Genomic DNA, 24,945 nt, shown 5'->3' on the forward strand with positions numbered 1-24,945 from the left:
CAACCCACCTTAGATAGCTAGAAAATTTGAATTGTTGGCGCTTTGGCAAGAACAGTTCAACTTTCTAGTTATCGTAATAAGGTATCTACACCTGAATACATAGGGTGTTAGAAGCGAACCTGGGGAACTGAAACATCTAAGTACCCAGAGGAAAGGACATCAAACGAGACTCCGCTAGTAGTGGCGAGCGAACGCGGACCAGGCCAGTGGCTTAATTGAGTAAAGTGGAACAACTTGGAAAAGTTGGCTAAAGTGGGTGATAGCCCCGTACACGCAACACGAAATTAAGTCCTTGAGTAGGGCGGGACACGTGAAATCCTGTCTGAACATGGGTCGACCACGATCCAAGCCTAAGTACTCGTGCATGACCGATAGCGAACCAGTACCGTGAGGGAAAGGTGAAAAGCACCCCGACGAGGGGAGTGAAATAGTACCTGAAACCGAATGCCTACAAACAGTTGGAGCCCAAGGTTCGTCCTGGGTGACAGCGTACCTTTTGTATAATGGGTCAGCGACTTAGTCTGACGAGCAAGCTTAAGCCGGTAGGTGTAGGCGCAGCGAAAGCGAGTCTGAACAGGGCGTTCAGTTCGTCGGATTAGACCCGAAACCAAGTGATCTAGCCATGAGCAGGTTGAAGGTACGGTAACACGTACTGGAGGACCGAACCCATATCTGTTGCAATAGATCGGGATGACTTGTGGCTAGGGGTGAAAGGCCAATCAAACTTGGAGATAGCTGGTTCTCCGCGAAATCTATTTAGGTAGAGCGTCCAGCGAATACCCCCGGGGGTAGAGCACTGAATGGGCTATGGGGACTCACCGTCTTACTGATCCTAATCAAACTCCGAATACCGGGGAGTACTACTGGGCAGACACACGGCGGGTGCTAACGTCCGTCGTGAAGAGGGCAACAACCCTGACCACCATCTAAGGTCCCTAAGTTATGGCTAAGTGGGAAAGGATGTGAGGATCCCAAAACAACCAGGATGTTGGCTTAGAAGCAGCCATCATTTAAAGAAAGCGTAACAGCTCACTGGTCTAAATAAGGGTCTTTGCGCCGAAAATGTACCGGGGCTAAAGCCATACACCGAAGCTGTGGATGCACGTATGTGCGTGGTAGCGGAGCGTTCCGTAAGCCTGTGAAGGGACAGTCGTGAGACATCCTGGAGGTATCGGAAGTGAGAATGCTGACATGAGTAACGATAAAGGGAGTGAGAGACTCCCTCGCCGAAAGTCCAAGGGTTCCTGCTTAAAGTTAATCTGAGCAGGGTTAGCCGGCCCCTAAGGCGAGGCCGAAAGGCGTAGTCGATGGGAACCACGTTAATATTCGTGGGCCTGCAGGTAGTGACGGATCGCGTGTGTTGTAAGGTCTTATTGGATTGATCTTGCAGCGAAGCGGTTCCAGGAAATAGCTCCTGCATATAGACCGTACCCTAAACCGACACTGGTGGACTGGTAGAGAATACCAAGGCGCTTGAGAGAACTGCGTTGAAGGAACTCGGCAAAATGCACGCGTAACTTCGGAAGAAGCGTGACCTCCATGAAGGCAACTTTGTGGGGGTGGCACAGACCAGGGGGTAGCGACTGTTTACCAAAAACACAGGGCTCTGCGAAGTCGCAAGACGACGTATAGGGTCTGACGCCTGCCCGGTGCTGGAAGGTTAAGAGGAGATGTGCAAGCATTGAATTGAAGCCCCAGTAAACGGCGGCCGTAACTATAACGGTCCTAAGGTAGCGAAATTCCTTGTCGGGTAAGTTCCGACCTGCACGAATGGCGTAACGACTTCCCCGCTGTCTCCAACGCAGACTCAGTGAAATTGAATTCCCCGTGAAGATGCGGGGTTCCTGCGGTTAGACGGAAAGACCCCGTGCACCTTTACTATAGCTTTACACTGGCATTCGTGTCGGCATGTGTAGGATAGGTGGTAGACTTTGAAGCAGTGGCGCCAGCCATTGTGGAGTCATCCTTGAAATACCACCCTTGCCTATATGGATGTCTAACTGCGGCCCGTTATCCGGGTCCAGGACCGTGTATGGTGGGTAGTTTGACTGGGGCGGTCGCCTCCTAAAGAGTAACGGAGGCGCGCGATGGTAGGCTCAGAACGGTCGGAAATCGTTCGTCGAGTGCAATGGCATAAGCCTGCCTGACTGCAAGACTGACAAGTCGAGCAGAGACGAAAGTCGGTCATAGTGATCCGGTGGTCCCGCGTGGAAGGGCCATCGCTCAACGGATAAAAGGTACGCCGGGGATAACAGGCTGATGACCCCCAAGAGTCCATATCGACGGGGTTGTTTGGCACCTCGATGTCGACTCATCGCATCCTGGGGCTGGAGCAGGTCCCAAGGGTATGGCTGTTCGCCATTTAAAGCGGTACGTGAGTTGGGTTCAGAACGTCGTGAGACAGTTCGGTCCCTATCTGCCGTGGGTGTAGGAATATTGATAGGATCTGTCCCTAGTACGAGAGGACCGGGATGGACGTATCTCTGGTGGACCTGTTGTCGTGCCAACGGCATAGCAGGGTAGCTATATACGGACGGGATAACCGCTGAAGGCATCTAAGCGGGAAACCCACCTAAAAACGAGTATTCCCTATCAGAGCCGTGGAAGACCACCACGTTGATAGGCCGGGTGTGGAAGTGCGGCAACGCATGCAGCTTACCGGTACTAATAGCTCGATCGACTTGATCACTCCCATTTACAATATCCATCAAGCTTCGCTTGACGAATACCAGCTTTAACTTCTGTCCTCACGCTGTCGCGGCTAAAGCCGCTTCGCTCCGGACAGGGCGCCGGACAACCGGCGGCACGCAGTCGCGTGCTTATTGTTTATCAGTGCAGAAAGAAAATAAGAGCAGAGGAAACAGTGAGCTAACATACTCCCTTACTGCCCTATTCCCCTACTCCCCTAATCCAGCTTCTCAATTTGTGTTCTTCGCCGACCTGGTGGTTATGGCGGAGCGGCTGCACCCGATCCCATTCCGAACTCGGCCGTGAAACGCTCCAGCGCCAATGGTACTTCATCTTAAGATGCGGGAGAGTAGGTCGCTGCCAGGTCTGCTAAGCACACAAATTAAAACATCTTCTCAAATCATACAAAACACCCCAAACATGCGATAATCGCCAAAAATACCCAACCGGTTCTAAAAAAATACACCCTGGCGCGGGGTGGAGCAGCCCGGTAGCTCGTCAGGCTCATAACCTGAAGGCCGCAGGTTCAAATCCTGCCCCCGCAACCAAACTTCCTAAATCACTTCCCTATCAGATATCGCTGCCGGAAAGCTTCGCTTACCGCACCGCACTCGCCCCTCCTTCCTCGGATCAGAACTTGAAGGGTGAGCAGGAAAAAATTGATCCAGTGAATCAATTCCCCGACCAACGGCGCTAAAGCATGTCGCTGTTAACCGGATTCGGGATTCCCGTTTGGCTTGATCTGTGATTCACTTGTCTCATGGAAGGAGATGCACCATGGGCAAGCCGCATCCGATTGAGTTGCGTGAGCGTGTCGTTGCGTTTGTGAGTGAGGGCAATAGTCACCGGGAAGCCGCTCGGCATTTCCGTGTTTCGCCTCGGTTCGTCAACAACATGATGATCCTGCATCGGTCATCCGGCTGTCTGGCCGCCGCCAGGCAGGGCCACCCGCCTGGTAGTGTGAAGCTTTTGGCTCATGGTGATTGGGTCCGCGAGCAGATGTCCGCCCGTGGCGAAACGACTTTGGACGAACTGTGCGTTGCGCTCGCGGAGCGCGGTATTGAAGTCCACCGCGCCACGGTCGGGCGATTTCTACACCGACTTGGGCTGAGCAATAAAAAAAAGCCTCAAGGCAAGCGAGCAGCGTAGACCAGAGATCGCCAAGGCGCGTGATCTTTGGATCAATCGCCGAAAGCGGTTCTTCAACAAGGCCTTGTCGCGTCTCATCTTTATCGATGAGACTTCCACAAATACGCGCCTGACAAAACGCGCCGGATGGTCTGCCAAAGGCAGGCGCCTTGCCGCCTATGCGCCCTTCGGAAAATGGAAGACACAGACCTTCATTGCCGGACTGCGCTGCCATGGCCTGACCGCGCCATGGATCGTCGATGCACCGATGAACAGCCGCATCTTCGAAACCTGGATCGAGACACAGCTTGTGCCGACACTGTCAGCCGGTGATATAGTCATCCTCGACAATGTCGGCTTCCACAAAAGCCAGAAGGCTGAGCAACTCGTCAAGGCAAAGGGCGCTTGGTTTCTCTTCCTGCCGCCCTATTCGCCGGACCTGAACCCAATCGAAATGGCTTTCTCAAAACTCAAGGCACTTCTGAGAAGGCAAGCAGCACGCAGCTTCGACGCCATCTCAAAAGCACTTGACGATATCATCAGTCTCTTCTCCATCAATGAATGCCAGAACTTCTTTAAGGCTGCTGGGTATGAGGCCGAATAAATGCAACACGCTTTAGCCTGACCCCGCAACCAAATCATCACACCAAAAGCCCCGCATAAACAATGCGGGGCTTTCCGCGTTCTAAGGGCGAGTGAAAGGAAGGGGAGGGCTCTTTTGGTGTCAAAAAGACCAAAGCCTGAGCCATACCATGGTACTCAATAGCGCCGGAGAACGCAGTGCGTGGCGTTTTATTAAGTGCATCTAAAGAGTTTGATGCCGAGATAGCTGTACGATAACAAGGTCTGTCGCTATCGATTTATCAGATTGCGCGCGCGATGAATGCCTCGTAGAGCTTTATAAGGCGCTCGAACTAACCTGAATCAGTACTTATCAACATGCATCAATGACTTGTTGACGAACCATAGTGTAATGAATTTTTGATTCTTACTTAATAGGGGGCGCGCTCAGATGCGCGCGGTGCAATGCGATCGTTTCAGGGGATGTGCGCCTCTCTACGCTACGGCATGATCAGGGCCGGGCTTGAGGTAGCTGCTGCCCCCTTTGTTCGCTCGATCTTCCCAAATGCCGCCGGACGCGGCGTGATTTTTACCTTGCATCATGTGCGCCCTGCGGTCGCGGAGCATTTTTCCCCTAATGCACATCTGTCGGTCACACCGGAATTTCTGGAAGAAGCGATTAGCGCGGCAATCGGCGCTGGCCTCACGCCCGTTCATTTGCATGACCTGCCAGCTTTGCTTGCTGATAAGGGCGACAGGCGCAAATTTGTGGCGTTCACCCTTGATGATGGCTATCGCAACAACACCACGTTCGCGGCGCCGATATTCGCGAAATTTTCTGTCCCCTACACAATCTTCATCAATCCCGGGTTTGTGGAACGTCGGCGCAGCGCATGGTGGGAAACTGCCGAAGCCTTGACGCATAAGGCGTCCCGCTTCGCGTTCGATTTTGGCAGAGGAATGGTCGATGTTCGCGGCGAGACACTCAGTGCAAAGCTAGCAGCCTTTGATCGTCTCACAGACTTTGTTCAGGCTATCGATGAAGATGAAGCTGTGCGCCGGATCGATGCGGCAGCGCAGTTCCATGGCGTGTCGCCAATGGCGATTGTCGAAGATCTGGTGATGGATGAAGGCGAGTTGCGCTTTCTGGCGAAAGACCCGTTGGTTCATTTTGGCGCGCATACGATCAACCACGTCAATCTCCGTCGTGTGACCGAGGACAGGCTGCATCAGGAGATAGAGCAGTCTGCAGCGGCAATTGAACGCTATGTCGGGCAGCGCCCGCGTTCTTTCTCTTATCCCTATGGCTGGCCGACTGCCGTTGGTGAACGAGAGACGTCCGCAGTTGCAGGTGCAGGGTTTGCCGTTGGGGTAACCACCCAGCCGGGCGTGTTGAGCTGTGACCGCGTTCAATCCCTTTTGAGACTGCCGCGTGTGTCGCTGAACGGCTATTATCAGAAGAAGCGCTATGTGAAGGCGCTCATCTCCGGCGTTCCGTTTAAATTCCTGAAAAACAACTGAGACAGTGGTTGCTGTTCGAGGCGGACTCAGACCGCTTATAAGCAAAAATCCCGGACGAAGCCGGGATTTTGAAAGCTAGACTGATCAGAAAACTGGAGCGGGCGAAGGGATTCGAACCCTCGACCCCAACCTTGGCAAGGTTGTGCTCTACCCCTGAGCTACACCCGCTCGCGCCAGCCGATTCTATCAAGAACCGATTCTGTCAGGCCCGCGCTATATGAACCAAGCAAACGCAGATTGCAACAGGTCGGCACTGCTAATTTTGCATTGTTTTCAACGCATCCGACTGATCATGCAGTCATCAGGTTGCAGGCGAATTTACCGCACGCTGGATGCACTTCCCTCCATCACAGCCGGTGCATTGGGTGCCAGCGCATTGCATGACGGAGCCGCTTCAGCTGTCTGCGATGTCGAAGCGACAACGTTTTCCTGTTCATATTTGTCGACCTTCATCGACTTGTTTTCGCGCCAGTTGCCGCGAAGATAAAGAACGCCCGCCATCAGCATGGTGGATAGCATGGCGACCGGAAAACTGAGCCATAGTGCATCGACACCGAGCCAATCGCGCAAGCCAATCGCAACGCCGAGCCGAACCGGATACATCGATACGAAAAGGATGATGAGTGGCCAGATCACCTGTCCATTGGCGCGTACCGTTCCGAACAGGACCATGGAGACGCCAAAGGCGATGAAGCCCCAGGTTGCCATTTTGCCGATATGCTGGCCGATCGGGATCGCAGAACTGTCAGCGCCGAGAAATATCTCCATCGCCTGCCGGTCGGCCATGAGCAGGACAACCACGAGAACACCGGTCATCAGGATCGCATAGAGCACACCGGTTCGGGTGATGTTGCTGACACGGTCCCAGTTGCCGGCGCCGATATTCTGGGCGGCCATGGCGCTGACCGCGGCGCCAAGCGCCATGGCTGGCATCTGCACATAGGTCCATAGCTGCTGGGTTGCGCCGAAGGCAGCTGTCGTATCGACGCCTTCCTGATTGACCAGTCGCATCATGGTCAGCATAGCGCTCGAAACCACGATCATCTGAATTCCCATCGGCAGCCCCTTGCTGAAGATCAGTTTCAGCACTTTGAGGTCTGGTATGAGAAACCGCAGTTCCTCGCCTTTCAAACGCAAGGGGAGATCCTTGCGATAGATGTAGAACAGCATGGCTGCGAGGCTGATGTAATTTGCAACCGCAGTGGCGAGCGCCGAGCCGGATATGCCCAAGGCCGGGATCGGACCGATCCCGAGGATGAGCAGGGGATTGAAGACGATATCCAGGATGACCGCCAGCCCCATGAAGATCAAAGGCGTGATGGAGTCGCCGCTGCCGCGCAGGGCCATCATCAGGATTGTCTGCATGAGGATGGCAGGCATGGCCACGAAGGTGACTTGCAGGAAGGCGCGGGCCAGAGGCGCGATGATGTCCGGCGTGCCCAACAGTGTAAGGACATGCGGCGCCAGAAACCAGCCAGCAATGGAAACAAGTATGCTGATCGGCACGAAAGCGCCAAGCGTGGTGCCCGTGATGGCGCGCGCGGTTTCGAGATCGCGGCGCCCGAAAGACTGCCCGATCAGAATGGTCGATGCCATGCCGAAACCGAAGACAAAGGCCGTGAGCAGAAACATGACGAGATTGCCGTTGGTCGTGGCTGCCAGCGCATCCGTTCCGAGCAAATGGCCGATCCAGATCGTATCGATGGAACCGTTTGCCGATTGCAGGATCGACGATCCAAGCGTCGGTAAGGCGAAGAGCAATAGCGCTTGATTGATCGGCGCTGTCGTCAGATCCATCTGTGTCTTCATACGCCCTCGATAATATTATGAATTACGTTTTACGAAATGCAGCGTTTCCAAATTAAACCGAATTATCAAAACTGCTACAGCTTTATTGTTCCGCATTTTCGGGGCCGCAAATCTGGCGGCTTTACGGCAAGATTTTATGTAAGTTTAGCTTTGACGAATACATCGTAACGGGTGCTTTTGCCCAAGATTTGATGTGACGGCTTGCGCAAGCCCGCCATCGGTTCGGCACGCAACGGCCACTTCAGCACTACCCGATTGAGCGCTGCTTCGAGCGCCACCTGCATCAGCTTTTCCGAATCGGGATCAGTTCCCACAATCTCGCGGATTTGTCGCATTTCCTTTTTGACGAGAGCCGTGTTGCCGCGTGGCGGGTGCATCGGATCAACCATCACCACCTGTGGCCGCAACGCTGGCAACAGCTCGCAGGAATCGCCGTGCAGCAAGGTCATGCGCGCCACCGTCTCAGCATATTGACCACCTTCTGCCGCGGCGCGCGCGAGGCCTTCCGCCAGCAAGGCATGCATTTTTTCCGAGCGCTCGATCAAGGTGACGCGAGCGCCAAGCGAAGCGAGCAGAAATGCGTCGCGTCCTAGACCCGCCGTCGCATCGGCAATCTCCGGTGTGACGCTGCCGGTAAAGCCGACGGCTTTGGCAAGCGCCTGCCCGCGTCCTTCGCCGGAGCGAAACCGGTGGCCGACAGCACCGCCGACGAAATCGACAACCAGCTCCGATGTATCTATTTTCTGCGACATCTATGATCTCAACACAGAATCAGAACGGGCAAGGCGCGGTGAATGTCACGTCGCGCCCGTCGGGATGGCGGAAGGCTAGCTGTTCCGCATGCAGAAGCAAGCGGTCGGTTACTGCCAGTGCCGCGCCGTCCGCATAAAACTCGTCGCCCAGAATGACATGGCCGATTGCCAGCATATGGACACGCAATTGATGCGTGCGGCCAGTCAGGGGAGAGAGACGCAGGCGCGTGCTGTTTTCACCGCGGCTCAAGACCTGCCAGCGTGTCTGGGCCGGTTTGCCATGCTCGTGGTCGACCCGATGGCGCGGCTTGTTGTCGGGATCGATAGCCAGCGGCAGATCGATGAAACCTTCGTCGCTGTCCATATGTCCCCAGACTTTGGCAATGTAGGATTTTTCGGTCGTCCGGGCCTCGAACTGCGCTGCGACATAGGCGTGGGCTTTTTTGTTCAGCGACATCAGGACCAGACCGGACGTGTCCTTGTCCAGACGGTTGATCATCAGCGCGCGGGGAAACTGCTTTTGCACCCGCGTGGCAAGGCTGTCGGAGAGGGCGGGATGCCGACCGGGGACGGACAAAAGCCCGCTTGGCTTGTCCAGCACCAGAAGATCCGCATCGCTATGAATGATGGAGACATAGGGCTCCAGCGGCGGATTATAGATGGGGGCGACGGATGACAACACACTCATGCTGCCTTCTAGCATGGTTCATTGGGCACAGAGAAGTATTGCTGCGATGCTAGGTTATGGATTTCGATGAAGAAAATGGCGGAGAGGGTGGGATTCGAACCCACGGTGGAGTTACCCCCACGCCGCATTTCGAGTGCGGTACTTTCGACCACTCAGCCACCTCTCCGCATTGTGCAATCCGGTAAAGCGATCTATATAATCGCACCGTCAAACAGCATCAAAAGCGAATGCTAAGTGTGTAGCGGCTCAATAGCGGGCTGATTGCAATTAGACAAGACCTAATTTGCATTCTCTCGTGAAAATTCTTGACTTTTCCCACGTTCCGAACCTATAAGCACCAGACCTTAGGCGTGGGGCAATCCGCGCCTATTGTTTTGATTGATGATTTCCGGGTTTTCCGGGGCGACAATCAAGGGGCGCAAGCCCTTCACTTAACCGACTGATAAAAAGACGGCCCATCACTTCGGCGCTAATGTCGTGGAAATGAGAGCCGGACCGAACAACCGAAAGGACAACAAATGTTCGCAGTCATCAAGACCGGTGGCAAGCAGTACCGCGTTGCCGCAAACGATCTGATCAAGGTCGAAAAAGTTGCTGGCGAAGCCGGTGACATCGTAGAATTCGCAGAAGTTCTGATGGTCGGCTCGACCATTGGCGCACCAGTCGTCGCAGGCGCTCTCGTGACCGCCGAAGTCGTCGAACAGGGCCGTGCCCGCAAGGTCATCGCGTTCAAGAAGCGTCGCCGTCAGAATTCGAAGCGCACCCGCGGTCATCGTCAGGAACTGACGACGATCCGTATCTCGGAGATCCTCACCGACGGCGCAAAGCCTTCCAAGAAGGCCGCTGAGAAGAAGGCTCCGAAGGCAGAAGCCGCTGAAGGCGAAGCCGCAAAGCCGAAGAAGGCAGCGCCTAAGAAGGCTGCAGCCAAGGCCGAAACGGCTGAGTAAGTAGAGAGATTAAAGGAGAACACCAATGGCACACAAAAAAGCTGGCGGTTCCTCGCGTAACGGTCGCGATTCAGAATCCAAACGCCTTGGCGTGAAGAAGTTTGGCGGCGAAGCTGTGCTCGCTGGCAACATCATCGTGCGTCAACGCGGCACGAAGTGGCATCCGGGCGCCAATGTTGGCCTCGGCAAGGACCACACGATTTTTGCAACCACGAACGGTTCCGTATCTTTCCGTACGAAAGCCAACGGCCGCACGTACGTATCGGTAAACCCGATCGCGGAAGCAGCAGAGTAAGCCGGGCCTCTTAAAACCACCGGCGTCCCATCGGACCCGGTGTATATGGCAGCCTAGCCAAAAGATCGAAGGGAAGATGGGACCACCATCTTCCCTTTTTGCATCTGGAGGACAGAAAAATGGTTGTCGACGTTTTAGAAGAAGATTGTTACGCAGAAAGCTGTATGAGCCGGGATGAGGGTTTTGCCGATCTCTCCCCCGGTCTGGCGGCTGATCTGGAGCCTGAGCTGGCTCCCGTTTTAGATTGCCCCGTCTTGGTCACCGAAAGGCTGGTTCTGCGCCCGCCACATGTCGAAGACGTAGATGCCATTTCCTATCTTGCCAACAATCTCCGTGTTTCGGGCATGCTCACTCGCATGCCGCATCCATATACGCGTGAGAATGCCGTCGATTTTGTTGATCGCGTGCGAAAAGGCGAGATGGGCAATTGCATCTACGCCATTACACAAGCTGAGACCGGCATCTTTATGGGCTGTTGCGGCATCCATGCGAATAAACATGGCGACGGGCTGGAGATCGGCTACTGGCTGGGCGAACCCTATTGGGGGCACGGCTTTGCAACTGAGGCCGCTCATTCGCTGATTGATCTGGTGTTCCGGGCAACGGCCGTCAACCGGCTGCATATTTCCTGCCGGGCGACCAACAACGGATCGCGCCGTGTGATTCACAAGTGCGGCTTCCAGTTCAGCAGCATGGGCATGTCGGATACGCTTGCCGCCGGAAACGTTCCGGTCGAACGCTATGTTCTCGACCGGCGCACCTGGATCGGCCTGAGAAGCTGGCAGTCATAAGATAATGAGGCCCTGCGGCCTTGTCCGCAGGGTCCGCAATTATCGGAGAGCGAAATGAATGATAAACATGGAAGCGCGCCAGAAAAGATCGTGCTGCGCGCCCTGGATAAGGGCGATCTGCATCGCTATCGCGCCATCAGACTGAGCGCACTGAGCCGCGCGCCACTGGCCTTTGGTTCGAGTTTTGAGGAAGAAAATGCCTATTCCGACAGCGTGTTTGCGCGCCGTCTGGAACAGGTGAATGGCAATATCATCTTCGGTGCTTTCGACGGTGAAAATCTGCTGGGAACGGCAGGCGTGTTTCGTCATGAACGCAAGTCCGAACGTCATCGCGGAACGCTCTGGGGCGTCTATGTGGCGCCGGAAGCGCGTGGACTGGAACTGGGCAAGGCTCTGGTTCAAAAAGTTATCGAACATGCTGCGGCGCATGTCATCGTTCTCGACGCCAAGGTGGTGGCGACGAACGAACCGGCAAAGCGGATTTATGAGGCGCTCGGCTTCAAGACCTATGGGACTGAGCCGAAGTCGCTTTTTGTGCAGGGGCAGTATCTGGATCAGGAACTGCTCTATATCGACTTCAGCGATGCGGTCTGGAAAGACAAAATCGGATGAAATCCGGCTACTGCAACTGTTTGCAGGAAACGGGTTTTGCTGTAATTGCAATTTGGCTCGCGCAATAGGTTGCGCGGGCCCGGGTTTAAGGCGTGAATGCGCCGCAAGAGGTAAGGTTCAATGAAATTTCTCGATCAGGCCAAGATCTATATCCGCTCCGGCGACGGCGGGGCAGGGGCCGTATCGTTTCGCCGCGAGAAATTTCTTGAATTCGGCGGTCCCGATGGCGGCGACGGCGGCCGGGGCGGTAATGTCTGGGTTGAAGGCGTGGACGGTCTCAACACGCTGATCGATTATCGCTATCAGCAGCATTTTCGGGCCAAGACCGGCATGCATGGCATGGGCCGCAACATGACCGGCGGCAAGGGTGACGATGTCGTTCTCAAAGTCCCGGTGGGGACGCAGGTTTTTGAAGAAGATGATGAAACGCTGATCTGCGATATCACCGAAGTCGGCCAGCGCTATCGTCTGGCCAAGGGCGGTAATGGCGGTTTCGGCAATCTGCATTTCACGACTTCGACCAATCGCGCGCCGCGCCGCGCCAATCCCGGACAGGAAGGCATCGAGCGCACCATCTGGCTGCGTCTGAAGCTGATCGCCGATGCCGGTCTGGTCGGTCTGCCCAATGCAGGCAAATCCACCTTCCTGGCCAGTGTGACAGCAGCCAAGCCGAAGATTGCGGACTATCCATTTACCACGCTTCACCCAAATCTTGGTGTTGCGCGCGTGGATGCACGTGAATTCGTGATCGCGGATATTCCAGGTCTGATCGAAGGCGCCAGCGAAGGCGTGGGCCTTGGCGACCGTTTCCTCGGCCATGTCGAGCGCACACGGGTTCTGTTGCATCTGGTGTCGGCGCAGGAAGAAGACGTGGCGAAGGCCTATAAGGTCATTCGCGGCGAGCTTGAAGCCTATGAACATGGTCTCGCTGACAAGACGGAAATCGTCGCGCTGTCGCAGATCGATACGCTCGATCCCGATGCGCGCAAGGCCAAGGCCAAGGCGCTGAAGAAAGCCTGCGGGCGCGATCCGCTGCTGCTTTCCGCTGTCAGCCATGAAGGCCTGAACGATGCGCTCCGCCAGCTTGGGGCTGTTATCGATGCAAGTCGCGCACAGGAAGCCGGAACGGCGCAAGTCGAAGAATAAGACTGAATGCGGCGAGAGGAATGAGAGCATGCTGAAGCAATTGAAAGACTATCGCCGCATTGTTGTTAAAATTGGTTCCGCCCTTCTGGTGGATCGCGCCAAGGGGCTGAAGCGCGACTGGCTGGAAAGCCTGGGACAGGACATTGCCGCCCTCCATCACGCAGGCGTCGAGGTGCTGGTGGTGTCGTCGGGCGCGATCGCGCTGGGGCGCACCGTGCTTGGCCTGCCGAAGAAAGCGCTGAAGCTTGAGGAAAGTCAGGCCGCAGCCGCTGCCGGTCAGATCGCGCTCGCGAAGGCCTATGCCGACGTGCTCGGCGGCCACGGCATCAAGTCCGGCCAGATTCTGGTGACGCTTGCCGACACTGAAGAGCGCCGCCGTTATCTCAATGCGCGCGCGACCATAGAGACGCTTTTGAAGCTCAAGGCCGTGCCGGTCATCAATGAGAATGACACGGTGGCGACGACAGAAATTCGCTATGGCGACAATGACCGTCTGGCCGCTCGCGTGGCGACCATGATGGGCGCTGATCTTCTGATCCTGCTTTCCGACATTGACGGGCTTTATACGGCGCCGCCGCACAAGAACCCGGATGCCGCGTTTTTGCCGCTGGTGGAAACCATCACGCCGCAGATCGAGGCGATGGCTGGTGCAGCTGCTTCCGAACTGTCGCGCGGCGGCATGAAGACCAAGCTTGACGCGGGCAAGATCGCCAATGCCGCTGGAACGGCGATGATCATCACCTCGGGTATCCGCATGGGGCCGCTTTCGGCGATTGATCGCGGTGAGCGTGCGACTTTGTTTGAAGCTGCCCGCGCGCCGGTCAACGCCTGGAAGACCTGGATTTCCGGCAATCTGGAACCGGCAGGCCGTCTGTCCGTGGATGCAGGTGCCGCGAAGGCGCTGAAATCGGGCAAGTCGCTTTTGCCTGCGGGGGTGAAGGAAGTGAGCGGCCAGTTCGAACGTGGTGACACGGTTGCCGTGCTAAACGAGGACGGTCGCGAGATTGCGCGGGGGCTCATTGCTTATGACGCCGAGGATGCACGCAAGATTGCCGGACATAAAAGCGATGAGATCAGCACCATTCTTGGCTATGATGCCCGGGCGGCTATGATCCATCGCAATGATCTCGTGGTGCGCGGCGCAGCCGTGGCTGCCGAGACCGAAAATGCCTGAACACTGATAGGCGGGGAGAGGATGCTGAATAAAGTGGAAGCTGGAAGCGACATAGCCGCGATCATGGCCGAAGTGGGCCGCAAGGCGAAAGCCGCCGCAGCACCACTGGCGATTGCGGGTGCGGAACAGAAGAACAAGGCGCTTCTGGCGGCAGCCGACGCCATTCTCCAAAGCCGCGACGTCATTCTCGAAGCCAACAAGCTTGATCTGGCCAATGCCGCCGAGAGCGGAATGGCCGCTTCCTTCGTGGATCGCCTGACGCTGGACGACAAGCGCATTGAGGCGATTGCAGAGGGCATCCGCGCCATTGCAGCATTGCCTGACCCGGTTGGCGCGGTTATCGCCGAATGGGATCGTCCCAACGGTCTGCATATCGAGCGCGTGCGCACACCGCTCGGCGTTATCGGCGTCATTTATGAAAGCCGCCCCAATGTGACGGCGGATGCGGGCGCGCTCTGCCTCAAGGCTGGCAATGCGGTGATCCTGCGCGGTGGTTCGGATTCGGCCCATTCGTCAGCGGCCATTCACAAAGCCCTGGTGGCGGGACTTGAAGCGGGCGGACTGCCTGCCGATGCCATCCAGATCGTGCCGGTGACGGATCGCGCGGCGGTCGGTGAAATGCTGAAGGGCCTCGACGGCGCTATCGATGTGATCGTCCCACGCGGCGGCAAAAGCCTCGTCGCGCGCGTTCAGTCGGAAGCGCGGGTGCCGGTTTTTGCGCATCTGGAAGGCATCTGCCATCTTTATGTCGACAAAACCGCCCAACTCGACATGGCGCGCAAGATCGCGGTCAATGCCAAGATGCGGCGCACGGGCATTTGTGGATCAGCGGAAACGTTGCTGGTGGATCGCGCCGTCGCTTCGACGCATCTGGTGCCGATCCTTGAGGATCTGGCCGCCAAGGGCTGCGAAATTCGTGGCAGCGAAGAGGTGAGGGCGCTCTATCCGGCAGCGATGGCGGCGACGGAGGAAGACTGGGCCACCGAATATCTGGACGCGATCATTTCCGTGGCGCTTGTGGATGGTGTCGATGGCGCAATCCGGCATATCAATCGCTATTCCTCGCATCATACCGAAGCCATCGTCGCCGAGGATGCGGAAGCGGTTGCGGGGTTCTTCAACGAAATCGACTCGGCCATTTTGCTGCACAATGCCTCGACCCAGTTTGCCGACGGCGGCGAGTTCGGCATGGGTGCGGAAATCGGCATCGCCACGGGCAAGATGCATGCGCGTGGCCCGGTGGGTGTCGAGCAGCTCACCTCGTTCAAATATCGCGTTCGCGGCAACGGGCAGATTCGAAGCTGATGCGCTTTGGCTTCGGTCTTTCCGCATTGAAGGAACAATATCCCGATGTGGGTGCGCATTATCTGCGCATGCCGCATGCCGAAAAAGGCATGGCGGTCGGCCTGTTTGGCGGTTCGTTCAATCCCCCGCATGGGGGTCACGCGCTGGTCGCGGAGATCGCCATCCGGCGGCTGAAGCTCGACCAGCTCTGGTGGATGGTAACGCCCGGTAATCCGTTGAAAGACCGTCGCGAATTGGCGCCATTGGCGGAAAGGTTGCGGTGGAGCGAGGAAATCTCCAGCGATCCGCGCATCAAGGTGACGGCGCTCGAAGCCGCCTTCAACGTGCGCTATACCGCCGATACGCTGGCCCTGATCCGCGACGCCAATCCGGGTGTGCATTTCGTCTGGGTGATGGGCGCCGATAATCTGGCTTCCTTCCATCGCTGGCAGCGCTGGCGCGAGATCGCCAATAATTTCCCGATTGCGGTGATCGACCGTCCCGGCTCGACGCTGGCTTACCTGTCGTCGCGCATGGCGCAGACTTTTTCGCATAGCCGTCTGGACGAGCAATATGCGCCGACGCTGGCGCGCCGCACACCACCGGCCTGGACCTTCATCCATGGGCCGCGTTCTTCGCTTTCATCAAGCGCCATTCGCAAGTCGGGTACACGATCTTGATGGTGTCGTGACTGTCTCAACAAGATATGCGCAAAAAAGAACAAAATATTGAAAAAGTGAACGGCCCTGTAAGGTCCTGACTCTTGAAACAAAACAGGGACTCTGCCTATCTTAGCTATGTACGGTGCTTTTAACTGCCGTAGCAGCTTGTTCTTGTTAGAAAGGCAATACACTGAGAACAGCACTTGAGAAGAAGGCTCACCACGCGCCTTCACCGGTCAGGATGAACGAGACAGATCTCGTGTCCCAGACCTTCGACGCGGCCTTGGCCAGTCTCGAAAACTCCAAGGCAGAATCCATCATCCCCATCGACATTCGCGGAAGATCAACGATCGGCGATTATATGATCGTCGCGTCGGGCCGTTCGCACCGTCATGTGACGGCTGTGGCCGACCATCTTTTGCAGGCGCTGCATCAAGCGGGCTGCAAGAACCTGCGGGTCGAAGGGCTAGAAAGTGGCGATTGGGTCCTGATCGACACGGGCGATATCATCGTGCACATCTTCCGACCGGAAGTCCGTGACTTCTACAATATCGAGAAGATATGGCTCGATGACGATTTCGACGACGAACGCGCGTTGGGAACCGTCCATTGACCTGTCGTCTGCTGCGACCCGGCAGGCTTTAACTCCTGCCATATTGAGGGCGCGATGCGTGTGAGTGTTTATGCCGTGGGCCGGATGAAAGCCGGCCCCGAACGGGAGTTGGTCGAGCGCTATTTCGACCGTTTTTCCAAAGCTGGCCCGCCTTTGGGGCTGGAATTCGCCGGTGTGAGCGAAATCCCGGAAAGTCGTGGCCAGACCGTTGATTTGCGCAAGGCCGAGGAAGCGCAACGCATCCATGAAGCGCTGGATAATGGCGCGGCTCTTATTCTTCTCGACGAACGCGGCAAGGCGCTGGGTTCCGAAGCCTTTGCCGAGCGCATCGGGCGCATGCGTGATGATGGCAAGCGGCAGCTGATCGTCGCCATCGGCGGTCCAGATGGGCACGACCCGGCATTACGGTCGCGCGCCGATCTGGTTCTGGCGCTGGGCGAATTGACCTGGCCGCACCAGATTGCCCGCATTCTGATTGCCGAACAGCTTTATCGCGCTGCAACCATTCTGGCTGGCCATCCTTATCATCGGTCGTGAAAATCTTTGTTTCTTTGCTAAAGCGTTTCTTCTTGGGATTGCACTCTGCAAACAGAAGCGTTTAATGGTCTTACTCTATTGTTTTTATTAGAATATTCTGAAATGCACGAGGAAATGAGTAAGCCTACCGTCATCACGCTCTCGACCATTCCGCCCCGGTTTCACCTTTTAAAGCCAACGCTGCTGTCGCTTCTGTCACAAAGGCTGAAGGCGGCTGAAGTTCGGCTTTATATACCGCACACATACAGGCGCTTTCCCGATTGGGATGGGCGGTTGCCGGAAGTGCCTGCGGGCATAACGATCGTCCGCTGTGACGAAGATCTCGGCCCTGCGACCAAGGTTTTACCCGCTGCCCGTGATCTCAAGGGGCGGGACGTGGATATCCTGTTCTGCGACGACGACAAGATTTACGATGCCGACTGGCACCGGCGCTTCAAGACGGAAGCTGAGCGCAAGCCGGGTCATTGCATTGTTGAAGTCGGTGAAACATTTCCCGACATTGCGGATGCAGGCAGGCCTGCCGACCGGCTTCCGCGCAGTCGCTGGAGGGTCAAGGACGGCAAATACAGAATGAAGCGCATTGCTTCGCTGTTTTTGCACAAGCCGGACCTGAGCACGCCGGGCTATGTGGATCAGATTTCCGGCTTCGCTGGCGTTCTCGTTCATCCCGATTGGTTCGATGAATTGTTCTACGATATTCCCGACATCATGTGGACCGTGGATGATCCCTGGATTTCCGGCCATCTGGAAAGACGCGGCATTCCCATCTGGATGATCGGTGAAAACAGCCGCCGCGCCGAGGGTAAGGGAAGCGGCGTGAGCGCGCTGCTGAACCATGTCGAAGACGGACAGGATCGCGTGGATGCGGACCTGCTGGTGATCGATTATTTCCGGCAGCAATACGGCATCTGGCAAAAAACCGAAATGGTTGACGAAAAGGCGAGCCATCGCACGGCTTCCATGCGCGAAATGATGCGGCGCAGAAAAGTCGAGCTGGGATTGATGGCTGCTTGATGTCGTTCTGGAAACGAACTCTTTTTTGGTAATCAGGGTTTGCGATCATCGGGCTTATGGTTGATGTTTCGTTAACGGTATCGGGATAGGTTGGTCCCGATACCGTTTTCGGCTCTGAATTTGGCCTTGTTTCGTCCCGATAGAACACGCATGAGTCCTGTACTTCTTCCCAGCAAGCTCCGGCTGCTCGCTCTAACGCGGGTGGGCTTGTTTACGACCTTCACTGTTATTGGCATGATTGGGTATCCTCTGTCCGGCATTGCGCAGGATGCCTTGCAGCAGCAGCGCGATCAGGCGGCAGGCGAATATGAGCAGCTGACCAGTGAACTGACTGTGACCGGAGACAAGCTCAAGCAGCTGGAAAGCGAGGTTGCGAGCCTCAAGAAGGATCAGGACACGATCACCGCCGCCCTGATCCAGTCGGCCAAGACCGACAAGAAATTACAGCACGACATTGCCGATATTGCCGAAAAGCTGGTCTCCCTGCACGAGCAGGAGGCCGGTATTCGCACATCGTTGCGGGCGCGGCGCGGGGTGCTGGCCGAAGTGCTGGCAGCCTTGCAGCGTATGGGGCTCAATCCGCCGCCTGCCATTCTCGTCCGGCCCGACGATGCGCTTGCATCGGTGCGCAGCGCCGTGCTGCTTGGCGCGGTGGTGCCGGAAATGCGCGGGCAGGTGGAAGAGCTGACCGGCGATTTGAAGGATATGCAGACGGTCACCGCCTCCATCACGCAGGAGCGCGAAAAGTTGCAACAGACCCGCACCACGCAGGCTGAGGAGCAGAAGCGCCAGTCGCTTTTGCTTGAAGAAAAGAAGAAGCTGCAGGCGCAGTCGGAACAGGAAATGGAAGCGCAGCGCAAGCGCTCGGCAGAACTGGCGGCGAAGGCGGGCAGCCTCAAGGAACTGATCGATACGCTTGACAAGCAGATGGCGGGCGTGCGTGACGCCGCCGATGCGGCGCGCAAGGCGGAGGCCGAGCGTCTGGCGTCGGCGCGGGAGCGCGCAGGCGAGGCAACGCCCGATGACAATCACCTGCGTGCGCAGACGAATTTCGCTTCCCTACAGGGAAAACTGGTACTCCCGGCGGCGGGCAAAACTGCACGCCGCTTCGGCGACAAGGACGGTGCTGGCGGCGCGATGATGGGGCAGGTGCTGGAAACCTTGCCTTCTGCCACGATTACGTCACCTTCCGATGGCGTTGTACTTTATGCGGGACCGTTCAGATCTTACGGGCAACTCTTGATCCTCGATGCTGGCAATGGATATCATATCGTGATGGCAGGCATGGGGCGAATCGATGTGGCGCAAGGCCAGTTTGTACTGGCGGGCGAGCCGGTCGCGGCGATGGGCGATAAACTTCTCGCGAGTGTTGCGCCGATAGAGGTGGGCAATGGTGCGCCGTTGCTTTACATTGAGTTTCGAAAAGATGGAAAACCCGTCGATCCGGCCCCATGGTGGACCGAGCGGCTTTCTGGAAGGACGTAAAAATGATACGTAAACTGTCGCTGCTGTTCGCCGGAGCCCTGATGGGAGCTTCCGCCATGGTGATGGTGCAGGGCGCTCCAGCTTCGACGGCTTTCGCAGCCGCCAAGGATGCTGACGTCTACAAAGACCTGGCGCTCTTCGGCGATATTTTCGAACGTGTGCGCGCGCAATATGTGACGCCGCCAGATGACAAGAAGCTGACGGAAAGCGCCATCAACGGCATGCTGACCTCGCTTGATCCGCATTCGTCCTATCTCAATCCGGAAGCCGCGCAGGATATGCGCGTGCAGACCAAGGGTGAATTCGGCGGCCTCGGCATTGAAGTCACCATGGACAATGATCTGGTGAAGGTGATTGCGCCGATCGACGATACGCCCGCCTCGAAGGCCGGTGTTCTCGCGGGCGATCTCATCACCAAGATCGATGGTCAGGAAGTGCGGGGCCTCAGCCTCAGCGATGCGGTCGACAAGATGCGCGGTGAAATCGGGTCCTCGATTGAACTGACGCTCATGCGTCAGGGCGTCGACAAGCCGATCACGCTCAAGATTGCGCGCGCCGTCATCAAGGTGAAGGCCGTTCGTTACCGTGTCGAAAACGATGTCGGTTATGTGCGCGTGATTTCGTTCACCGAACAGACCGCTGAAGATCTCGGCAAGGCGATCAAGGATATCCAGAGCAAGATCCCGGGCGACAAGCTGAAGGGCTTCGTGCTTGATCTGCGCCTCAATCCGGGTGGTCTGCTCGATCAGGCCGTGGCTGTTTCCGACGCTTTCCTCGACAAGGGCGAAGTGGTTTCGACTCGTGGCCGCGATCCGCAGGACGTGACGCGCTTTGACGCCCGCAAGGGTGATCTGACCGACGGCAAGCCGGTGATCGTGCTGATCAATGGCGGTTCGGCCAGCGCTTCGGAAATCGTTGCGGGCGCTCTTCAGGACCACCGCCGCGCGACGGTGCTTGGCACACAGTCCTTCGGCAAAGGCTCGGTGCAGACCATCATCCCGCTTGGCGAAAACGGATCACTGCGTCTGACCACGGCGCTTTATTACACGCCATCGGGCAAGTCGATCCAGGGCAAGGGCATCACGCCGGACATCAAGGTGGAACAGCCATTGCCGCCGGAACTAAAGGGTGAGGACGTCGTTCGCGGCGAATCCGAACTCAAGGGCCACATCAAGGGTAATGCCGAAGATGACAATGGCTCCGGTTCGTCGGCCTATGTTCCTGCCGATCCGAAGGATGACATCCAGCTCAACGAAGCTCTGAAGCTTCTGCGTGGTGAAGTGGCGAATGCCGCATTCCCGCCGGATCCGAAGAAGGGCGTGCTGAACTGATCGTTCCATGCTGGATCTGAACAGCCCGTTAGGACTGGATAAGAAACCGCGAAAGCGCGGGGGCGAACGCTCCCGCGCTTTTCGTTGGTCTTTGCTCGGCTTGGGCGCGGCAGTCGTAATGGGTGTCGCAGGCGGTATGATGTTCACCGTCTGGCAGACCAACCGCGATGCTTTTCGCAAACCTGAAAAGGCGGCAATTGCCGAGGCGCAAACGCCGCCCGACGCCGCGGTCAAAACTGGGCAGCAGGCATCGACTGCGACCGGTAACACACCCGCGCCGGGCACCGCGCTGCGCGGATCCGGGGGGCAGCAAACCGGCCCGGCAATCATCAAGGTCACGCCTGATATGCCCAATGTCACTGCCGGGACGGCAGATGGCAATGTCGTCGTCGTGCAGAACCAGCACAAGGCAGGGCAGGACCAGCGGGTCGCGCATCTCCCGGAAAAGGCGCTGGTCGAGCAAAGCCCGACCGGACCATTGCCGGTGCGAGGGGCAGATGGTTTGCGCCCGATGGATGCCTATGCGGTGGGCTGGTCGGGTGCGCGGGGCGCAAGGATTGCGCTGGTTATTGGCGGGCTTGGCCTGTCACAGACCGGTAGCATGGAAGCTGTAGAAAAGCTGCCATCGGAAGTGACACTGGCCTTTGCGCCGCAGGGCAACAGTCTGCAGCGCTGGATGCAGGCGGCGCGCCAGAACGGCCACGAGCTGTTGCTGCAATTGCCGATGGAGCCATTCGATTACCCGCGCATCAATCCGGGGCGCAATACGCTGACGGTGGATGACGGGGCCGCCAAAAACCAGACGTCGCTTTTGTGGGCCTTGTCGCGCATGACCAATTATGCCGGGGTGATGAATTATATGGGCGCGCGCTTTACTGGCGAGGCGGATGCATTCGCGCCGGTGCTGGGCGAGATTGGCAGGCGCGGACTTTATTATCTGGATGACGGCACTTCGGCGCGTAGTCAGGCCGACCGGATCGCACAAAAGGACGCCGTACCATTTGCTGCTGCCGATGTGCTGATCGACGCGTCACAGGACCGCTCGGCGGTGCTTGACCGTCTCGAAGAGCTGGAACGCATTGCACGCGCCAATGGCAGCGCGATTGGCACCGGCTCCGCTTTTGGCGTGACCGTCGATGCGGTGCGGGATTGGGCCAACGAGGTCAAGAAACGCGGCATCGAAATCGTTCCGGTTTCGGCGCTGGTCCGTGACCCGGAACGTCAGTAAAACTTACATATCACGGAGAATGTCATGTCGAAGCATAAAGGTCCGGTCGATCCTGAAAGCTTGCCCTATCGCCCCTGTGTCGGGCTGATGGTGTTGAACAAGGCCGGTCTGGTCTGGGCAGGTCATCGCATCGTCATTCCGGGCGATGAGATGGATGGCGCGACGCAGCTCTGGCAGATGCCGCAGGGGGGTATCGACAAGGGCGAGGACCCGGTCGAAGCTGCATTGCGCGAGCTTTATGAAGAAACCGGCATGAAGTCGGTCTCGCTGCTTGCAGAAGCGCCGGACTGGATCAATTATGATCTGCCACGGCATCTGGTCGGTCAGGCGCTCAAGGGCAAATATCGCGGCCAGACGCAGAAGTGGTTTGCCTATCGTTTCGAGGGCGATGAAAACGAGATCGCGATCAATCCGCCGCCCGGTGGCCATACGGCTGAATTCGACAGCTGGGACTGGAAGCCGATGCAGCAATTGCCTGATCTGATCGTGCCGTTCAAGCGCAAGGTCTACGAGGAAGTTGTCGCTGCTTTCCGGCATCTCGCGCCGTGATTTTGGGGCGCCTCCCGAAGAGATTTCAGGATGCGCTCAAATTTGCGCACCCCTCTTGTGCGTTGGACCAACATATTGTCAACTCACTTCAGTTGCGCCGGGTGACGGCGCTCTAACTGTTTGTTTTGACGCACATCTCGCCCGAAAACCGTTTCACACTTTTCGGGATGTGCTCTGGAGGGAGAAAAGCGCATGGATGTTGGAAGTCTGATCGTATTTCTTTTTGTTGGCCTCGTCGCGGGCTGGCTGGCCGGTAAGGTTGTGCAGGGCGGCGGTTTCGGCATGATCGGCAATATCATTGTCGGCGTGATTGGCGCGTTCTTCGCGGGCTGGCTTTTGCCGCGCCTCGGCTTTTCGGTCGGCGGCGGTATTATTGCCTCGATCATCAATGCATTCATTGGCGCGGCGATACTTCTGATCATTCTGCGCATCGTCAAACGCGTCTAGAGTGTCAGCATGTTCTGCAAGGCCCGGCTTGTTGAAGCCGGGTCGTTCCATTCCCGAAGTTCCGTGACATGACACCGAATTCCAAACTGTCGCTCGGTCTGGTTCTCACCGCATCGGCTGGTTTCGTTGATGCAATAGCCTTCCTGCAACTGGGCGGCTTCTTCGCTTCCTTCATGAGCGGCAACACCACCCAACTCGGCGTCGCGCTTGCCGGTCAACCCGGCGTGCAGGGGACGGTGCTGGTCTGGTTTCCCGCCGTGCTGATCGTCCTGTTCTTCAGCGGCGCGTTTCTGGGCACGCTTGCCGTGCGCGCCTATGGTCGCTGGGGTAGCCTTTATGTCATGGCAAGCGTGGTAGTGATGCTCGTGCTAGTCAGTATCCTGCGGCGCGATGGGGCCATGCTCGTCCAGCCGGTGCTGCTGCTTGCCGCCGCCATGGGCGCGCAGAATGCCGCCGTGCAGCCGATCGGCGCGGCGCGTCTTGGCGTTACTTATGTCACGGGAACGCTATTCAATGCTGCCGCAGACCTCGCCGGTGCATTTCGCGGCGAAGTGCCGAAATGGCGCTGGGCGCAGCACGCCGCCGTGTGGCTGGCGCTGATGCTGGGCGCGGTGGGAGGCGGGTTGGGCCAGTACTATATCGGCCTCGACGCCTTGTTCGTGCCGGTCGTGATGATTGTCGGTGTGATGGTTGCTTATGTCAAACTCAAGTGAATAGCGATTTTTCGCTTTCGACCAGTTCCGAGATCAAGGCCGATACCGCCGTCACACGGCGCAGCGTTCGGGCGGATTCATGATAGGCCAGCCAATAGGCGCGGCGGATGACCCGGTCCGGCAGAACCGGCACCAGATCGGGATCGGCGCGCGCGATGAAGGCATGCAATATGCCGATGCCCGCACCTGCGCGCACCGCTTCCACCTGGCCCAGCGCGCTCGACACTTCAAAAGCCGGTTTCCAGTCGCGACTGATTTCCGGCGCATAGGCGAGCGACGGGTTGATGACCAGATCTTCCACATAGCTGATCATGCGATGGTGGCTAAGGTCCTCGGCAGTTTCCGGCGTGCCATTGGCTTCCAGATAGCTGCGATGGGCATAGAGGCCGAGCGTATAATCGACCAGCCTGCGCGCGATAAGCCGCCCCTGATCCGGGCGTTCAACGGTGATGGCGATATCCGCTTCGCGCCGGGACAGCGAGAAGGACCGCGGCACCGGCACCAGCTGGATGGTGAGGTCTGGATATTGCTGTGTCAGGCGGGCAAGGCGTGGCGCCAGAAAGGTCACGCCGAAACCATCCGGCGCGCCGATGCGCACCGTGCCCGAAACCGCGACATCGGCATTGCCGACCTGCGCGCGGGCGGAGAGCATTTCCGCTTCCATGCGCTCGGCGGCGAGCAAAAACTCCTCGCCTGCTTGTGTTAGCGTCGAGCCATTGGTGCGCCGCGTCAAAAGTGTGGTGGAGAGCGCGGTTTCGAGCGCCGTCAGCCGTCGCGCCACGGTGGTGTGGTTCAGACCAAGCCGCTTGGCTGCGCCCAAAATCTGGCCCGAACGCGCCACCGCGAGGAATATTCGAATGTCATCCCAGTTCATGATGTAGGAGTACTATAAAAAATGCACAACGGATACGCTTTTCAGCGTCTTGCAATCACGAATTTGCAGAGTCAAGATAGGGATAACGATGGGGAC

The 24,945-nt window shown here is 57.3% G+C and carries 24 protein-coding genes, 3 tRNA genes and 2 rRNA genes (1 of these 29 cut by a window edge); 23 read left to right on the top strand and 6 right to left on the bottom strand.

What is annotated here, in order from left to right:
- From WIX40_RS15280 to WIX40_RS15305, 6 genes are all read left to right on the top strand, one after another.
- Window positions 1-2,689: ribosomal RNA gene (locus tag WIX40_RS15280) — 23S ribosomal RNA — on the top strand; it begins 124 nt to the left of the window's first position.
- Between the two features lie 250 nt (window positions 2,690-2,939).
- A 5S ribosomal RNA gene (gene rrf / locus WIX40_RS15285) occupies window positions 2,940-3,054 on the top strand.
- Window positions 3,055-3,159: 105 nt separating this feature from the next.
- A tRNA-Met gene (locus WIX40_RS15290) sits at window positions 3,160-3,236 on the top strand.
- 229 nt (window positions 3,237-3,465) lie between these two features.
- A complete protein-coding gene (locus WIX40_RS15295) occupies window positions 3,466-3,837 on the top strand; it encodes a winged helix-turn-helix domain-containing protein (protein WP_339440506.1) in 372 nt (123 codons plus the stop codon).
- A gap of 64 nt (window positions 3,838-3,901) precedes the next feature.
- Complete coding sequence (locus WIX40_RS15300) at window positions 3,902-4,420, top strand: IS630 family transposase (RefSeq protein WP_339440507.1); 519 nt, start codon at window positions 3,902-3,904, stop codon at window positions 4,418-4,420.
- Window positions 4,421-4,842: 422 nt separating this feature from the next.
- A complete protein-coding gene (locus WIX40_RS15305; RefSeq protein ID WP_339440508.1) occupies window positions 4,843-5,898 on the top strand; it encodes a polysaccharide deacetylase family protein in 1,056 nt (351 codons plus the stop codon).
- 93 nt (window positions 5,899-5,991) lie between these two features.
- Here WIX40_RS15305 and WIX40_RS15310 read toward each other — a convergent pair.
- The 5 genes from WIX40_RS15310 to WIX40_RS15330 form a co-directional block, all read right to left on the bottom strand.
- Window positions 5,992-6,066, bottom strand: a tRNA-Gly gene (locus WIX40_RS15310).
- Between the two features lie 150 nt (window positions 6,067-6,216).
- Window positions 6,217-7,707 carry an MATE family efflux transporter gene (locus WIX40_RS15315; RefSeq protein WP_339440509.1) on the bottom strand — a complete coding sequence of 497 codons (1,491 nt, stop codon included), beginning with the start codon at window positions 7,705-7,707 and terminating at the stop codon, window positions 6,217-6,219.
- 134 nt (window positions 7,708-7,841) lie between these two features.
- Entirely contained in the window at window positions 7,842-8,459 is a 618-nt protein-coding gene (locus tag WIX40_RS15320) for a class I SAM-dependent methyltransferase (protein WP_339440510.1), read from the bottom strand.
- Window positions 8,460-8,478: 19 nt separating this feature from the next.
- Window positions 8,479-9,147, bottom strand: a complete 669-nt coding sequence (locus WIX40_RS15325) for a pseudouridine synthase (protein WP_339440512.1) — start codon at window positions 9,145-9,147, stop codon at window positions 8,479-8,481.
- 76 nt (window positions 9,148-9,223) lie between these two features.
- Window positions 9,224-9,313: transfer RNA gene (locus WIX40_RS15330), tRNA-Ser, on the bottom strand.
- Between the two features lie 352 nt (window positions 9,314-9,665).
- Between WIX40_RS15330 and rplU the strand changes: the two genes are divergently transcribed.
- The 17 genes from rplU to WIX40_RS15415 all read left to right on the top strand — a co-directional run bounded on the left by rplU (window position 9,666) and on the right by WIX40_RS15415 (window position 23,975).
- The gene (gene rplU, locus WIX40_RS15335) at window positions 9,666-10,094 is read left to right on the top strand and encodes a 50S ribosomal protein L21 (protein WP_109369861.1); all 429 of its coding nucleotides are present in this window, start codon (window positions 9,666-9,668) and stop codon (window positions 10,092-10,094) included.
- Window positions 10,095-10,119: 25 nt separating this feature from the next.
- Complete coding sequence (rpmA, locus tag WIX40_RS15340; protein ID WP_109369860.1) at window positions 10,120-10,389, top strand: 50S ribosomal protein L27; 270 nt, start codon at window positions 10,120-10,122, stop codon at window positions 10,387-10,389.
- A gap of 119 nt (window positions 10,390-10,508) precedes the next feature.
- A complete protein-coding gene (locus WIX40_RS15345) occupies window positions 10,509-11,180 on the top strand; it encodes a GNAT family N-acetyltransferase (RefSeq protein ID WP_109369859.1) in 672 nt (223 codons plus the stop codon).
- A 54-nt stretch (window positions 11,181-11,234) separates the two neighbouring features.
- Entirely contained in the window at window positions 11,235-11,792 is a 558-nt protein-coding gene (locus tag WIX40_RS15350; RefSeq protein ID WP_109369858.1) for a GNAT family N-acetyltransferase, read from the top strand.
- A 120-nt stretch (window positions 11,793-11,912) separates the two neighbouring features.
- Window positions 11,913-12,938 (top strand): GTPase ObgE, encoded by a 1,026-nt coding sequence (gene obgE, locus WIX40_RS15355; RefSeq protein ID WP_140026214.1) that lies wholly within the window; start codon window positions 11,913-11,915, stop codon window positions 12,936-12,938.
- Between the two features lie 28 nt (window positions 12,939-12,966).
- Complete coding sequence (gene proB, locus WIX40_RS15360) at window positions 12,967-14,112, top strand: glutamate 5-kinase (protein ID WP_339440515.1); 1,146 nt, start codon at window positions 12,967-12,969, stop codon at window positions 14,110-14,112.
- A gap of 21 nt (window positions 14,113-14,133) precedes the next feature.
- On the top strand, window positions 14,134-15,417 hold the full coding sequence (locus WIX40_RS15365; protein ID WP_339440517.1) for a glutamate-5-semialdehyde dehydrogenase: 1,284 nt from the start codon (window positions 14,134-14,136) through the stop codon (window positions 15,415-15,417).
- Entirely contained in the window at window positions 15,417-16,076 is a 660-nt protein-coding gene (locus WIX40_RS15370; protein WP_339440519.1) for a nicotinate-nucleotide adenylyltransferase, read from the top strand. Before WIX40_RS15365 ends, WIX40_RS15370 begins: the two co-directional genes overlap by 1 nt.
- 223 nt (window positions 16,077-16,299) lie before the next feature.
- A complete protein-coding gene (gene rsfS / locus WIX40_RS15375) occupies window positions 16,300-16,671 on the top strand; it encodes a ribosome silencing factor (protein WP_109369853.1) in 372 nt (123 codons plus the stop codon).
- Window positions 16,672-16,725: 54 nt separating this feature from the next.
- The gene (gene rlmH / locus WIX40_RS15380) at window positions 16,726-17,208 is read left to right on the top strand and encodes a 23S rRNA (pseudouridine(1915)-N(3))-methyltransferase RlmH (RefSeq protein ID WP_109369852.1); all 483 of its coding nucleotides are present in this window, start codon (window positions 16,726-16,728) and stop codon (window positions 17,206-17,208) included.
- A gap of 114 nt (window positions 17,209-17,322) precedes the next feature.
- Window positions 17,323-18,222 (top strand): glycosyltransferase family 2 protein, encoded by a 900-nt coding sequence (locus WIX40_RS15385; RefSeq protein WP_339440522.1) that lies wholly within the window; start codon window positions 17,323-17,325, stop codon window positions 18,220-18,222.
- A 234-nt stretch (window positions 18,223-18,456) separates the two neighbouring features.
- Window positions 18,457-19,707, top strand: coding sequence for a murein hydrolase activator EnvC family protein (locus tag WIX40_RS15390; RefSeq protein WP_339440524.1), 1,251 nt, complete (start codon window positions 18,457-18,459; stop codon window positions 19,705-19,707).
- 2 nt (window positions 19,708-19,709) lie between these two features.
- The gene (locus WIX40_RS15395) at window positions 19,710-21,038 is read left to right on the top strand and encodes a S41 family peptidase (protein ID WP_121538681.1); all 1,329 of its coding nucleotides are present in this window, start codon (window positions 19,710-19,712) and stop codon (window positions 21,036-21,038) included.
- A 7-nt stretch (window positions 21,039-21,045) separates the two neighbouring features.
- Window positions 21,046-22,266, top strand: a complete 1,221-nt coding sequence (locus tag WIX40_RS15400) for a divergent polysaccharide deacetylase family protein (RefSeq protein WP_339440527.1) — start codon at window positions 21,046-21,048, stop codon at window positions 22,264-22,266.
- Window positions 22,267-22,290: 24 nt separating this feature from the next.
- Window positions 22,291-22,815, top strand: a complete 525-nt coding sequence (locus WIX40_RS15405) for an RNA pyrophosphohydrolase (protein ID WP_171318687.1) — start codon at window positions 22,291-22,293, stop codon at window positions 22,813-22,815.
- A 192-nt stretch (window positions 22,816-23,007) separates the two neighbouring features.
- Window positions 23,008-23,262 (top strand): GlsB/YeaQ/YmgE family stress response membrane protein, encoded by a 255-nt coding sequence (locus WIX40_RS15410; RefSeq protein WP_078340905.1) that lies wholly within the window; start codon window positions 23,008-23,010, stop codon window positions 23,260-23,262.
- 68 nt (window positions 23,263-23,330) lie between these two features.
- Window positions 23,331-23,975, top strand: coding sequence for a YoaK family protein (locus WIX40_RS15415; protein WP_339440531.1), 645 nt, complete (start codon window positions 23,331-23,333; stop codon window positions 23,973-23,975).
- On the opposite strand, the gene WIX40_RS15420 is transcribed toward WIX40_RS15415, so the two are convergent.
- Complete coding sequence (locus WIX40_RS15420; RefSeq protein ID WP_109369845.1) at window positions 23,968-24,849, bottom strand: LysR family transcriptional regulator; 882 nt, start codon at window positions 24,847-24,849, stop codon at window positions 23,968-23,970. The genes WIX40_RS15415 and WIX40_RS15420 overlap by 8 nt on opposite strands.
- Window positions 24,850-24,945 lie beyond the last annotated feature (96 nt).

The organism is Ochrobactrum teleogrylli, assembly GCF_037482325.1.
Lineage (GTDB): Bacteria > Pseudomonadota > Alphaproteobacteria > Rhizobiales > Rhizobiaceae > Brucella > Brucella teleogrylli.